The organism is Haladaptatus pallidirubidus (assembly GCF_020700235.1).
Lineage (GTDB): Archaea > Halobacteriota > Halobacteria > Halobacteriales > Haladaptataceae > Haladaptatus > Haladaptatus pallidirubidus.
The window spans coordinates 1-12,374 of the sequence record NZ_CP085304.1 but is presented as its reverse complement, the minus strand read 5'-3'; the positions used below and the strand labels follow the sequence as shown (position 1 = coordinate 12,374).

Below are 12,374 nucleotides of genomic sequence, written 5' to 3'. Positions count from 1 at the left end.
CCATTTTAAACTCGTCAATTCTGAAAAGGGATTATATAAATGGGTCGATACTCCTGACAACTAATATACAGTGAAATGTTGCAACGAACATGGAGCCGCATAGCGTATGAAGACGGAAAAACCTCCGTCCAAGAAATCCGAGTACATCCGCTTAGTGCAACAGGCGGTAGTGGATACTCTCCAGGAGTACCACTAAGATCCATACGTAATCGCTTTGTAATCTCCGTTCTTGTGGGGGTATACAGTTGTAGCAAAAATGTGTTAGCCCCAACTCTTCTCAAACTGTTTGGCATACCGGGGCCAGTACTCCTCGAAGTGATCGATGGCTTCCCAAATATCCCAATCAACGGGCTTCTTGTCTTTCGGATCACGAAACAGGCGATCCATGTGAGTATATCCATGGGATGTATCAACACGAGCGATATCGATACTACTCTCTGTTGCGGCGTCTTTGTAGTATACATTCACAGAAAAGTCATCAGGGTCGAAGTAGTCTGGTGTCCCTCGAACCGCCATAAGATACGTTCGCCCCCGCCACGTCCCAAGGTTATCCTCAAAATTCTGGGGTCCGGCCATTATTGAAATTCTCCTACATAAGCACATATCCCGTAGCTATTTAACTGTTGACCTCCTAAGTCATCATAGACCAAGGGGACAACCCTTCACTGGAGTTGGTCGAGATAACCATGAAAGTCAGAAAACAACCGCATGATGCCAGGGAAGGCGTATCGTCAGAACACCGCAGCCGGACGGGAACGGATTAGGATGAATCAGAAAACAAAGTTCATTCGGCGATTAGCGGAAGCTGGCTTCGACGATGTGTTGCTACTCTCCCGCTCGACCGCCGAAGAAGTGCTCACGGAAAAAAGGATGGAGCTACTCACCGAGATAGCTACTGACGATCTCGAATCCATGCGAGATCTCGGTCGCCGTGTTGATCGAGACATCAGTATCGTCAAACGCGACCTTGACATCCTGTACGAGGCTGGAGTTGTCGAATATGAGCAAAACGGTCGTGCAAAGCGGCCAGTGCTTGCTCACAAGAACGTGTTCGTCAAACCTGTCGTGTTCGAAGGTGAACCAATGGAAGACGCAACCAACCACACTGGCGAGATAGCTGCTGATTAAGACGAATTTAGATTTTTCTATAGACAATGGATGTAGTGCCTTCGAATACCGGGGTTTCGTAGGAAGAGATCAGACGAATGCCGATCCGGCCACGAATCCAATCGTTGCGCAAACAGCGATAATAGCCGCGTCCTTCGCCGAGACGCTCTCAGAAAACTGACTTGCGAGCGTCCCGATAATCAACGCGCAAATGATTCCTACAATCGGAATCTGAGATACAATTCCTTCTAGGAATACGGCAGGAAGCGCACTCAACTGCTATCGCACCTCATTAATGGCTTCAAAGGCCATGAGCCAATATTCAAATTCAGAGAATTTATACCTTACAGTAAGGTCAAGAACACAGTCAGCGCCAACAACGGACTACTCGATTTTTCCATCCGAGAGAGAAAGCTGTTTGCGTGTGATGGCACTACGATAAACTATGGCGGCTGCGTGGGCACAGTGGGAGCACGTCACGAAAGTCGACCCAGACAAAGCACTCCACGGCGGGGATACCTACACTGGCATTGCTGACACGGGAACGGACGCACTCATAATCGGTGGTACCACGAACGTCACTGAGTCCAGCGTTCAGTCAATTCTCGATGCACTCGCTTCTACCGAGATTCCCATCTTCGTCGAGCCGACCTATCGCCCAACGCAGTTCCATACCGAGGCATTCTCTGGATACCTACTTCCGATCGTTCTGAACGCCAATGACCCACTGTGGATCACAGGCGCACACTACGAATGGGTTCGCTCTTCGGATCTTGAATGGGGATCCGTGCATCCAGAAGCGTATATTGTCCTGAATCCAGCGTCGTCCGTTGCGACGTACACGCAGGCGGGCTGTGACCTTGAGACTTTACTCGTGTTCGCGATCTACCTTTCGATGATGAGCACTCAACTGACCGCCACGCCACCAAGTCACCATATTCGTACTCGAAAGGCCCTTCTTATCTGCCCTTCGTGCGAGTACGAAAGCCCTCCAGATAGGGGGTGGCACGTCCAGGAGAGATCCGCAGCAGCGAGTGAGCGACCGTACTCCGTATATCGCTGCCCAAAATGTGACACAGTGATTACAGTTAGACAACACTTTCGTCGGACAGCACAAGCACAGTGGTAGAAACACACAATATCGAAATCAAAGACGAGACTGCTCGAATAGTTTTTCTTGATGGCTTGGAATACAATCGGCTAACGGTAACCATCTTTGTATGATCGCGATTATCGCCTGTTCGTTGCAGCGTGTACTGTCTCAAGATCTCTTAGCTAAGTCTCTCAAGCGTCGGTTTGATAACACGGAGGTACAAATACTCGGCGTCAGTCGGGGTAAAATAGGTCATACTGCCGAGTTCGTCACCGATTTGTGTTCGGCAGGCTCGAATTAATTCACCAACCAATCCTTCGGATGGGGGAGGGCTCATGTGAGCAGGTTACCTACACCGACGAAAGTATTTTTAGCGCATGTGCTTCGTGACTGGGTTTCAGACCTCCTAATTCGATAGTGTGTGATGGGTTGGAATTCCGAGTCAGTCTTCACGCCATTTATACACGTTTTCAGACCCACAATCTGGACACGTCGTTGGAAGACCATCCCCCAGATTTCCCATCTCGCCACAGTTATCACAGCGCCACATTAAGTATCCCTCCCCAAATTTTTGTCCTGGATTTTGCTCCTGGTTCGATGAGTGAATACTTGTATCGGTAGTTCTTCCGATTTTGTCTTTTTGACGGTCTGTGACCGTGGCCTGTCCATCCTTGTCAACGTGTTCTATGTTTTCATTGATGGAAACCTCAAAGCCTTCACCCGTCAAACCTGTTATAACGCCGAGTTCGTTTCCCTCATGATCATACACGACCACGCCAGTCTCGATTGGAGTTCGCGTATTGGATTCCTCATGATCGTCGGACATGATTTAAAATTCGAGAAGAAGACAGTTGACCCTGGTGGCCAACTATACGGAAATCGAAATGAGGCGATATATGTTAGGCATATTGAACCAGGAACCCGACCAGATTCTGTTCGAATACGGACCAGGAGTATTCGGAAAAGCAACTACTGTGCTCGATTTTGTCCTTTCTATTACGTACACAAATTTCTCCCCGCTCTCCTTGTTCATATCGACATGTACATATGAATCCTCTTTGAAATGGGCTGAGTTATGCAAATCTATCGACTGTGTAGGGGATGTCACGATTTGCACACAGATTGATTCAGAGAGTTCTGGCGTTGTTACACTGCCGCTTATACTGCCCACAGGAAGTCAATCACCCAAAAACACCAATTTTGAGAAATCGACCTTACCGCTGTCACACGTTCTACTTCGGTTATCAAATCAATCACGCATCTTGAAATAGGGCGAAGTTCTAGAAATCAGACTGAATTACATCCAATTGTTCGCCAGTGCCGAACAGAACAGCAGTTTCACCGACATTTAGCGCGCTCACTCGATCATATACTCCGGGTCGAACACCCACCGATAGCGCGGATGAACCCAGTCGAAATAGCCACTCCCAAGCTGTTGCACTGATTCAAGCACTTGACCTTCCGTCCGCTTGCGGTCGATATGCCGACTGCCGCTGCCATCCAATCCGTCAGCCTCAATCGGCGTTCGCGTTATCGAGTTCATCAGTCGGTTGTAAGTGAGAACCGCTGTTGCATCCTCAGTGATGCCGATCAGCAGCCGTCTGGTCTCATCATTTTCGAGCAGTCGCGCCGCAAGCCGATCCGCATCGATCTCATCGTCCCGTGTCTCCTCTAAGACGATCGCAAGCTCGCTCTGGAGCGCATCGAAGAGGGCCGTCTCCCGGAGTATCGGAGATGCTTAGCTGCCAATCGCTGTAAACAGTTGCCAGCGAGAGCGGAAGTGAAGACACGGGATTAGCATATTATACTAGCCTATATTAGTATCTGCAGTAGTCAGAAACAAGCTACTGAGAAGACGAAGGGACGAACGAGTCGACAGAGCATTGTTAGTTGCTAGATTCGCCGAGAAATCTCTTGAGGTGTAGCTGGTATGTTTGTGACGCGTACATTCAGTTGTAACCATAACTATCTACATACAACAGAAACACATGCAATCACTACTGTCGCTCGACGAGAACTCCAAAATATATCTCTTCGCACTCGTGCTGTTCGTCGGCGGGTTCGCCCTAGCGTTCACCAACGCATCAATCCCATTCCCGGACGGATCGATGTATGAGGTACTGACAATCATCGGGGTGGCAAGTTTGCTTATTTTGCTATTTAGACAGCGGCGTCGTCATGTGTGAGTGCGTAGCGAACCGTCCGGGCTGGGAGGCGGGATTTGTCGGCGAGTTCACTCTGTGTCAGCGCATCGTCATTGTATTCGAGTGTTTTTACAACCAGTTTTGCACTTGGAGTGAGATCGGCCAGCACGTCAGTCAGTGGGGTTGTTTCTGGATCGGCAGTGTCGTCTGGAGTAGAGGTAGATTGTTGCATTGGTCGCCAAATGTGGCTAGTTAGTCAAGGCACTATTGATATAGCAGAGACGTCTGTCGGGTTGAAACTGCTCTCTTAAGGATGACTCGGGTTGAGTGTGAATGGAATGCGAGGGATGGGATTCGAACCCATGGACGTCTACACGAGCGGGTCTTAAGCCCACCGCCGTTGGCCTGGCTTGGCAACCCTCGCCCATCTGGCGATTACGGCGGTCAGAATAAGTGAGTTACTAATTGTAGGAGAGCGCTAAGCAATGGCGTTGTGTCGGGAGCGGTCAGTTAAACCTCTTGTGTCGAGTGAGAGTGCGGAGTTGTTTGGGTGGCCACGTTGGTCGACCTATGCGGTTTTTATCGGTTGGCACCGCAGAGGATCACTGTTGTAGTTTGATTTTGAGAGACTGGTCAGAATATCTTTTTCCGGTGCGTTCATTGGTCAAATTGGCTCGAGGAGACTCGGCCACCACACCTGTCGAAGCGAAGTCAGAGGCACATTATCCGTCGACAGGAAAGCTGTGAACGCAGCTCACAACGGCTACCCTACTACCACCCAACCCGCAACATCTCTCAATCCGGCCCACATGGGGGCGTGATCCCGCTGTCATGCCTCTGGAGTCGATTTCCGGGCCGGGATTTCCATCCAAGAGATTGCAAAAGACACTATTGGCAGTGAGTACGAATTGGATGTAGTCGATCTAGTTAGGTGAGCTATCTCCACCACAGTAATTCGCAGGTGGGTAAGTTCGTAGTCATTTGTTGTCTTGCAGTGTCGCTATAGCTGCTTCAACTAAAACGATCCGTCTGATGGTATGGACAATCCGCTATCCCGGGCACCCGACATATGCAGCCCCAATCGTTACACCAGGAGTGGATTAAACATTACTTCCATGAGCGATGCCGAACTCTCCGACTCCGAGATCGACGAGAAGTACGAGAGTGGCACCAATGCCCTCGTATCTCCGGACTGGCTTCACAAACACCTTGACGCGTTTCAGTCGGACGATCCCGACTGCCGACTCGTCGAAGCCGATATCAAGTACGAGGAGTCCTACGCCCAGGGACACATTCCGGGTGCTGTCGGCTTCCGCTGGGGATCTCATCTCCAAGATTCCATCGAACGCGATATTCTAAAACGAGCGGAGTTCGAGGAGATAATGCAGAATGCAGGGATCACGGAAGATACGACAGTCGTCATCTACGGCGACGAGGCTAACCAGTGGGCCGCCTACACCTACTGGCAGTTCAAATACTACGGCCACGACGACGTCCGGCTCCTTGATGGTGGGCGTCCCTACTGGTTCGACAACGAGTATCCAACGACCGACGAAGAGCCCGACTTCACCACACGAGAGTACGAGTCGGCAGGCCCTAATGAGGAACTCCGAGCATACCGTGACCGCGTTGAAGAAGTCGCCGCGATCGACGGCGAGTCCTCTCCCGAAGGTCGCGCGGAGACCAGTGACGATCCTGAGATTCCATTGATCGACGTGCGTTCAGAGGCCGAGTATCGTGGTGAAAAGATCGCTCCCGAAGGGAGCAAAGAAACAGCCCGCCGGGCGGGACATATCCCTGGTGCGACGAACATCACGTGGAAGGAAAATCTCGACGACGAGGGACGATTCAAGAATAGTGACGATTTGCGCTCGGTGTATGCCGAGCGAGATATTCAGGGAGATGCCGAAATAATATCGTACTGCCGTATCGGTGAGCGGTCATCGATTACATGGTTTGCACTCCACGAACTGCTCGGCTGGAATGTCACGAACTACGACGGGTCGTGGACTGAGTGGGGGAACCTCGTCCGCCAACCCGTCGCGGTTGATGTCGATGAACCGGCTTCAGCCGATACGAAAAAATAACAGAGTGATACCGTTTCGCGTTTGAGGTAGATAGGGATATGAGGGTAGTATGGAACATCCTTTCTCACGGTGTTTTCAGTGAAGGAGTGAGATACGCCGAAAAAGTGTCCACAGAACGTGGATTTTCCGGTGTGAATGAATTGCTTCGATATTTGTCACGCTTCCGGAGGCGTGGACACTCCTATGCCAGGCCTGTTGATTGGCGTGCCATGGAAAAGGGCTGAAGCGGTGGTTAGTTCGGCAGTTCCTTCCGTCCCGTCCTCACACACGGCCAGCACGGGAAACCACTGAGACCGTCACAGTCGCAGTCTTCGGGGTCGGCATCGTCTTCGTCCTCGGACGGGAAGGCGTCGAGTATTCCGTCGTCGGTTGCGTTTTCGACGGCGGCCATGTGCTTGCAGAAGGCATTGCAGTGGACGTGGTGTGGGCACGTGCAGGCCATCAATTCCTCAGTTACGTTGTCGATGGAGACAGTGTACTGGTGGTTTGCGGGGTTCTCGTGGCTCTCGTTGGTGACTTCGATGAGTCCGGGGGCATCGATGTCGAAGGAAAATTGTTCGGCCTGTGCGCGTTTCTGTGCCGTCTCGGCAGCTTCAAGGGCTGCGGATTGCTTTGTACTCATGGTCTTCTGGGATCTATTTCGGAAGACCGGTGCCGGGTGTTCAAGCACCCGGCGCGTTTCCACACACCCAAGGGCACCGCTCTTCCTACCAAGTACTATGTAGTATGGGGTATTAAAACTACCGATGTACTATGTAGTGCATGGGTTTAAGATGGTGGATAGTGAACTGATGGTTACGATGACAGACGATCGAGAGCGCGATACGAGTGGTCAATTTGCAGAGGAAACGACTGACGACGATATTCTGATGGCGATGCGCGAGTCGGAGTTTCCGGCAGTGACCGCTCGGTGGGTGGCGGATGTGCTTGAGATCGAGCGCCCCTCGGCGCATCGACGGCTTGAGGAGTTACATGAGGGTGGTGAAGTCGAGCGCGGGAAGTTGAGTCCACGGGTGGTTATCTGGTGGCTTCCTGGGGAATGGGTACAATAGGTACCTAAGTTAGCGATTGTCGGCTTTTCGCGTCTCTGTTTTCAGCTTAAGTTTGATTTAATTGCATATAGCCATCACATTTCACATCTATTGTACTTAATTCGTCGAAGGTAAGAGAATAGCAACGTTTTCGTGCATCGGCAAATGAGAAGCGTGAGCCGACGAGATCGTGGTCTTCGAGTCGAGTGAGTGCGTAATGAACCGTCCGTGGGGGGAGCAAGGTTTCATCGGCAAACTCAGCCTTCGTGAGCGCATCATCGTTGTTCAAAGAGTACGGTCAATATATTCACTTAAATTCGAAAGATAGTTGAGCAATCAAGGTTATTGGTAGAATACTATTCCCATGATGAATGACGACGACAACGGGTTACTCAAGACCGTGTCGGCGTTCATCGGATACTACTTACTCCCGCTCATCGCTATTACGATTACAGCTGCTGTCATCGCTGACAAAGCACTATTCGATAGCTCATATATTATCCAACCATCGTTATCATTCGCTAAAGATAACCAATCCGCATTGACGGTGATTCTGTCTGGACTACTCCTGTTCGCATACATGATGCAGTATCAGAATCAGAGAATCCAGAGGACCATTATGAACCGGCAGGTCAATCTGATGAAAGCAGGATATACTCCTATCCTGGGAGTCTCTAACCGAGAGTGGGGCGCTGACAGAACAAAACTTGGCGACGATCCAGATCAGGATGAAGCAAACCGTTTGTTTCTCAGCCTCTCTAATTCCGGAAATTCCACGGCGCGTGACCTTTGTATATGGACTGAAATTTCCTATGAACCGACCAAGGACTTGGATTACGACTATCGTTCCTGCCTGTCACCACTACGACGAACAAGTGATGCGACTTGGTGGCACTCCGATGAAGGTGGGGCATTAGCGCAAACAGAAGACAAGACAACCGAATTCAAGGCAGATCCGAAAGTCAATCAAATAGAGAGAGGCTGGTTCAAGTTTAAGCAGGAAAGGCGACCAGTGTTTCTTCACACTGCTCTTGAAGATTTGGAAGAGGCAGGCGTTAAAGATGTTGAGATTGCGTTCATACTGAAATATACTGCTACTACAGGCTCTGAAGAGGAGATTTACCTCGGAGCATACGAGACAGATTTGCCCAGATTGAAGGATTACGATATGTGGATGTATAGGGCACAGGAGAATAAAGAAGACCGGGCTAAAGTAATTAAAAAGATTGACCCACAAGTTGAAGATACCCTCTGTGAACGGGAAATCCATTTCTCACCGTATAATGCTACTGAGCTTAAAAATATCCTCTCACGACGTTCTGAGCTGGCATTTAAACCTGATGTCTTAGGCGGGGGTGTTCTCGAACTCTGTAGTGCATATGCAGCCCAAGATAAAGGTAGTGCTCGACAAGCACTGGATCTTTTACTTGAAGCAGGTGATTTTGCGCGACGGCAAGGCGATGCTACCGTTAGTGAATCGCATGTTCGTGAAGCCAGAAAACTTCTCGAAAAACAGCGAATCGAAGAAAGTATGCAAAATCTCACTTCGCACGGCCATTTAGTTCTCTTTGCAGTTGTTTCAATGACAATCAACAATCCAAAGATGATTCCTGCGACCAAACAACCACTCTTCGACCGCTATTCCGAGCTCGCAGATATCGCAGGGGGTGATTCCCTCGGTGGCCGTGCATTCCATAACCACGCCGAGCTTTCAATGCTTGGTATTCTCCTCCGTAACAAACGAAATGAAGGGCGAGGGGGAGGTATATACTACGAGTATCGACTCGATGTCCCGCTTGAGGCGGCGTTGAACACACTTGAAAATTTGTTAGTGACTCAAGAACTCGACCTATCAGTACTCCGTAATCGGGCAACTCAGCAGGGACTTCTCGACGACTCGTAACATTCTGAATATACTGCAACGGCAACTCGTGTGTCTCGCACCGTATTAGGAGGGTGAGAATGTAGCTAGTATAATATACTAACTCTACGACTCCTTGATTGGTTTTCTTCTCTAGCTGATTGCTGCTGGCACTCTGTGGGTGAATCTATAGGCCGCTTTGACACGGCTCCACGCACTGTAATGCACGCCCTCGGTCATAATTCGGTAGCTACCGCTGACGTTCTACGCGAAAGCGTCCTTGCGAACCGAGGAAACGTGCAACCGCAATATCCCCTTTGAGGAATCCTCGCCCTAAAGAACGGGGCTTTCTCCTCGAATCTCCGTAATCACTGATCAGGGCGAGGTGCAGTCTGGTACCGTTTAATCGCGTCGGTTTTTTCCACTCGGGCATAGATCGTCTGCAATGTTTCTTCGGCACGCAGCAACCCGTGTTCGTCGAGGAACACTCGTCCCTCGTCACTAATTCCATAGAACTTGTACGGGAGATTGTTCTGTCGTTGCTCGTCGGGGAGGAAAACCTCTTCCAGGATTCCCACATCGACGAGTTGTTGAAGATGTTGACGAATCGTCGTCTGGCTTTTACTTGGATTTACGTAGTCCAGTTCCTTCAGCGTCGGAAGCTGTGATGGATGCCCAAGGATGTCTTGAATAAGCGAAAATCGCGTTTCTTGGGTGATAACGCTCAATCGTTTCCGAACGGTGTCGATGTCAGACGACGTGTGGCCAGACGTGCTCATACTTGTTTCTTCGAGTAGTGCGTGCAAAAGCGTTTCGCCAAAACACGAATCGGTCCATTACGATGTGGTTGCTGATGAAGTCGCTACATTGATACACTGCGATCGAGAGTACAAAAACAATGAGCATGGATGAACCAACTTTAGAAGATATCGCTGAGAAGGCCGAAGAACATCTCCACGACACTTCGCTCACTCCCCAGGAATATGAAGAGCTCAAACACAGCGTTGCAGAACTCTCGCCCATTTTCACAAACAAGTCCGCTTATTTCGTTCTCGGTAGCTACGGTCGACCGGAAATATATCGGCTTCAACTGGTCAAAGACCGTCTCAATCGGCGAACCGATACCTACGCATTTCTAATGGTGGATATCCAAAGCGAATGGGTCAACACGTACGTCAAATTCCGACTTCTTGCGGATTATACTGATTATCTTGTAGGTGTAACCGAGCACGATCGTGGCGGTTTTCTCGTCGAGCAAGGATACTTCACTGCTTTGGAGGCATATTTCACAAAGTCACGTGTTTTCAAGCGTGACTATTCCGGCATAGATCCTGATGAGGTGGATACGAACGTCAATCTTGAGAAGCCATATAGTGGAATGCAGACTGCAATCTTTGACATGCTAAACGATGCAGGCCGCCTGTGTATCTGGCAGGCTGAGGACGATCTTTTGGAGTGTGCTGAAGCACTCCCCTAGCTACTGTTCTTCGTCAATACCACGTGCGCCAAGGATTAACTGTGCCATCTCTTCAGGATTTTTCGCCGCCAACCGAACCATTGCATCGTGAACCTCACGACTCTCGTGATTCCGAACGCCTGCGTCCCGCAACTCTCGTGTTACCTCCAGATCACATGCATCCTCGAACTCTTGCCACGATTCTTCGCGTGCATAGATACTCCGCCGTAGATCTGGGGAAAACTTGAATGCAGGCGTCTTTCGTGGATCTTTTGGCTCTTCCGATGTTTGCGATTCGCTCGATGTTTGCGATTCGCTCGAATCTCCAGACTCGGACGAACTGTCCGATGTTGGCGTCTTCTCTTCCTCGTTGATTGCATTTTCGAGATCATCAAAGGCTGTCATTCGTGCACCACCTCCCCGCGCTCGACGATTTGGGCAAGTTCGTCGTAGGCTTCGAGCTGGTCGCATGTCTCATCGTAATCTCGAAGTGGAACACCTTCATCGTGCGCGCGGTCGATCGCCGCTCGGTGTCGAATTCCCGGAAGATCCCCGTTTTTCTTCCCCCTATCGATTGCTTCCCAATCAGCGTCAGTCACTCGTGCATAGTTCGGCACGAGCTTCGATACACCATCCCGACTGTTGATTTCCTTGAGGAGCGAACGGTCGCGCGTGTCCTGGTCGATACGATCTTGTAAGTCTGTGGGTGTGATTGCGAGGATGTTTAACTCGAAGTACTGCCGTGCTTCTTGCACAAGCCGTTGAACGGTACTGGAGAGCCCACTTTCGTATCCGCTCTCTGCGCGAAGGGGGATGATGATGTTCCCTGTTGCGTACATGGCGTTGTCGTTCAACTTCCCGCGATTCGCTGGGCAGTCGACTACAATGTACTCGTACTCGTCACCGAGTAGCGGATCGATGAGATTCTCCTTGAGTCGTGTCGTTCCCATCGTTGCCTCCTTTAGGCCACTCTGGACGTCTTCGAGCTGCACGTGGGCGGGGAAAATATCGAGTCCATGGGTTACTGTTTGAATATATTGTGTTGGCTCTTCACCGCTAATGAGAACGGCTTCGGCATGATTCTCTTCGACACTATACTGCTCCGTGAACCCGAGGTTTTGACTCATGTGACCGTTGTCGTCAAGGTCGACGATGAGAGCTGAGTCGTTTCGATGAGCTAACTCGCGTGCAAGATTAATTGCTGTTGTTGTCTTTCCGAACCCACCTTTGAGCACGCCAACAGAAACGGCGCGCGGTTCTCTGCTGTTGTGTTTATTTGCCATAGTTGATCTCCTGTGCTCTGCGAACTTTACGAATCGAACGAATCGTTAACATTCTACGAATCTCGAACTTCGTAAACTTCGCGAGTGCCTCTGCTCCAATCATCTCTTGGTAATTGTATAAACGTTATGTGCGAACTGTACGAATCGCACAAATTGCAAACATCGCGCAAAGTCTACTGTGCAAGGTCTTGCTTCGCCAGTTTACAAGCTGAGAAACAAGGCTGTTTCAGCGAATTCAACGATTCGCACGAATCGTAAACATCGTACGAGACTCATAAGCTGAGAATCAAAAATGTCAGAACGGACTCAACA

The 12,374-nt window shown here is 50.0% G+C and carries 15 protein-coding genes and 1 tRNA gene; 6 read left to right on the top strand and 10 right to left on the bottom strand.

What is annotated here, in order from left to right:
• Positions 1-261 precede the first annotated feature (261 nt).
• Positions 262-576: a DUF7718 family protein gene (locus tag LIX15_RS25440; RefSeq protein WP_227777955.1), complete on the bottom strand. Its 315-nt coding sequence runs from the start codon at positions 574-576 to the stop codon at positions 262-264.
• A 189-nt stretch (positions 577-765) separates the two neighbouring features.
• Between LIX15_RS25440 and LIX15_RS25435 the strand changes: the two genes are divergently transcribed.
• Complete coding sequence (locus tag LIX15_RS25435) at positions 766-1,128, top strand: HVO_A0114 family putative DNA-binding protein (protein WP_227777954.1); 363 nt, start codon at positions 766-768, stop codon at positions 1,126-1,128.
• Between the two features lie 424 nt (positions 1,129-1,552).
• Entirely contained in the window at positions 1,553-2,236 is a 684-nt protein-coding gene (locus tag LIX15_RS25430; protein WP_227777953.1) for a geranylgeranylglyceryl/heptaprenylglyceryl phosphate synthase, read from the top strand.
• Positions 2,237-2,642: 406 nt separating this feature from the next.
• Here LIX15_RS25430 and LIX15_RS25425 read toward each other — a convergent pair whose 3' ends face one another.
• From LIX15_RS25425 to LIX15_RS25410, 4 genes are all read right to left on the bottom strand, one after another.
• Positions 2,643-3,026 carry a TFIIB-type zinc ribbon-containing protein gene (locus LIX15_RS25425; RefSeq protein WP_227777952.1) on the bottom strand — a complete coding sequence of 128 codons (384 nt, stop codon included), beginning with the start codon at positions 3,024-3,026 and terminating at the stop codon, positions 2,643-2,645.
• A gap of 531 nt (positions 3,027-3,557) precedes the next feature.
• On the bottom strand, positions 3,558-3,743 hold the full coding sequence (locus LIX15_RS25420) for a hypothetical protein (RefSeq protein WP_227777951.1): 186 nt from the start codon (positions 3,741-3,743) through the stop codon (positions 3,558-3,560).
• 617 nt (positions 3,744-4,360) lie between these two features.
• Entirely contained in the window at positions 4,361-4,576 is a 216-nt protein-coding gene (locus tag LIX15_RS25415) for an ArsR family transcriptional regulator (RefSeq protein ID WP_390185328.1), read from the bottom strand.
• Positions 4,577-4,683: 107 nt separating this feature from the next.
• Positions 4,684-4,768: transfer RNA gene (locus LIX15_RS25410), tRNA-Leu, on the bottom strand.
• A 691-nt stretch (positions 4,769-5,459) separates the two neighbouring features.
• Here LIX15_RS25410 and LIX15_RS25405 point away from each other — a divergent pair.
• Positions 5,460-6,431 (top strand): sulfurtransferase, encoded by a 972-nt coding sequence (locus LIX15_RS25405; protein WP_227777950.1) that lies wholly within the window; start codon positions 5,460-5,462, stop codon positions 6,429-6,431.
• 232 nt (positions 6,432-6,663) lie between these two features.
• Here the strand turns inward: LIX15_RS25405 and LIX15_RS25400 are convergent, their stop codons facing one another.
• Positions 6,664-7,053 carry an SWIM zinc finger family protein gene (locus tag LIX15_RS25400; RefSeq protein ID WP_227777949.1) on the bottom strand — a complete coding sequence of 130 codons (390 nt, stop codon included), beginning with the start codon at positions 7,051-7,053 and terminating at the stop codon, positions 6,664-6,666.
• A 178-nt stretch (positions 7,054-7,231) separates the two neighbouring features.
• On the opposite strand from LIX15_RS25400, the gene LIX15_RS25395 reads away from it, so the two are divergent.
• Positions 7,232-7,483 carry a MarR family transcriptional regulator gene (locus LIX15_RS25395; protein ID WP_227777948.1) on the top strand — a complete coding sequence of 84 codons (252 nt, stop codon included), beginning with the start codon at positions 7,232-7,234 and terminating at the stop codon, positions 7,481-7,483.
• A 46-nt stretch (positions 7,484-7,529) separates the two neighbouring features.
• Here LIX15_RS25395 and LIX15_RS25390 read toward each other — a convergent pair whose 3' ends face one another.
• Complete coding sequence (locus LIX15_RS25390; RefSeq protein WP_227777947.1) at positions 7,530-7,751, bottom strand: MarR family transcriptional regulator; 222 nt, start codon at positions 7,749-7,751, stop codon at positions 7,530-7,532.
• Between the two features lie 75 nt (positions 7,752-7,826).
• Here LIX15_RS25390 and LIX15_RS25385 point away from each other — a divergent pair, with 75 nt between their 5' ends.
• Positions 7,827-9,365, top strand: coding sequence for a Cdc6/Cdc18 family protein (locus tag LIX15_RS25385; RefSeq protein WP_227777946.1), 1,539 nt, complete (start codon positions 7,827-7,829; stop codon positions 9,363-9,365).
• A 326-nt stretch (positions 9,366-9,691) separates the two neighbouring features.
• On the opposite strand, the gene LIX15_RS25380 is transcribed toward LIX15_RS25385, so the two are convergent.
• On the bottom strand, positions 9,692-10,102 hold the full coding sequence (locus LIX15_RS25380; RefSeq protein ID WP_227777945.1) for a helix-turn-helix domain-containing protein: 411 nt from the start codon (positions 10,100-10,102) through the stop codon (positions 9,692-9,694).
• 119 nt (positions 10,103-10,221) lie between these two features.
• On the opposite strand from LIX15_RS25380, the gene LIX15_RS25375 reads away from it, so the two are divergent.
• Positions 10,222-10,800, top strand: coding sequence for a DUF8170 family protein (locus tag LIX15_RS25375; RefSeq protein WP_227777944.1), 579 nt, complete (start codon positions 10,222-10,224; stop codon positions 10,798-10,800).
• Here the strand turns inward: LIX15_RS25375 and LIX15_RS25370 are convergent, their stop codons facing one another.
• On the bottom strand, positions 10,801-11,184 hold the full coding sequence (locus LIX15_RS25370) for a DUF7970 domain-containing protein (protein WP_227777943.1): 384 nt from the start codon (positions 11,182-11,184) through the stop codon (positions 10,801-10,803).
• A complete protein-coding gene (locus tag LIX15_RS25365; protein ID WP_227777942.1) occupies positions 11,181-12,062 on the bottom strand; it encodes a ParA family protein in 882 nt (293 codons plus the stop codon). Before LIX15_RS25365 ends, LIX15_RS25370 begins: the two co-directional genes overlap by 4 nt.
• Positions 12,063-12,374 lie beyond the last annotated feature (312 nt).

Coding starts and splice junctions, on each gene's coding strand:
- LIX15_RS25375 (WP_227777944.1), top strand. CDS start 10,222: ATGAGCATGGATGAACCAACTTTAGAAGATATCGCTGAGAAGGCCGAA.
- LIX15_RS25385 (WP_227777946.1), top strand. CDS start 7,827: ATGATGAATGACGACGACAACGGGTTACTCAAGACCGTGTCGGCGTTC.
- LIX15_RS25400 (WP_227777949.1), bottom strand. CDS start 7,053: ATGAGTACAAAGCAATCCGCAGCCCTTGAAGCTGCCGAGACGGCACAG.
- LIX15_RS25405 (WP_227777950.1), top strand. CDS start 5,460: ATGAGCGATGCCGAACTCTCCGACTCCGAGATCGACGAGAAGTACGAG.
- LIX15_RS25420 (WP_227777951.1), bottom strand. CDS start 3,743: ATGAACTCGATAACGCGAACGCCGATTGAGGCTGACGGATTGGATGGC.
- LIX15_RS25440 (WP_227777955.1), bottom strand. CDS start 576: ATGGCCGGACCCCAGAATTTTGAGGATAACCTTGGGACGTGGCGGGGG.
- LIX15_RS25380 (WP_227777945.1), bottom strand. CDS start 10,102: ATGAGCACGTCTGGCCACACGTCGTCTGACATCGACACCGTTCGGAAA.
- LIX15_RS25370 (WP_227777943.1), bottom strand. CDS start 11,184: ATGACAGCCTTTGATGATCTCGAAAATGCAATCAACGAGGAAGAGAAG.
- LIX15_RS25365 (WP_227777942.1), bottom strand. CDS start 12,062: ATGGCAAATAAACACAACAGCAGAGAACCGCGCGCCGTTTCTGTTGGC.
- LIX15_RS25425 (WP_227777952.1), bottom strand. CDS start 3,026: ATGTCCGACGATCATGAGGAATCCAATACGCGAACTCCAATCGAGACT.
- LIX15_RS25435 (WP_227777954.1), top strand. CDS start 766: ATGAATCAGAAAACAAAGTTCATTCGGCGATTAGCGGAAGCTGGCTTC.
- LIX15_RS25395 (WP_227777948.1), top strand. CDS start 7,232: ATGACAGACGATCGAGAGCGCGATACGAGTGGTCAATTTGCAGAGGAA.
- LIX15_RS25430 (WP_227777953.1), top strand. CDS start 1,553: ATGGCGGCTGCGTGGGCACAGTGGGAGCACGTCACGAAAGTCGACCCA.
- LIX15_RS25415 (WP_390185328.1), bottom strand. CDS start 4,576: ATGCAACAATCTACCTCTACTCCAGACGACACTGCCGATCCAGAAACA.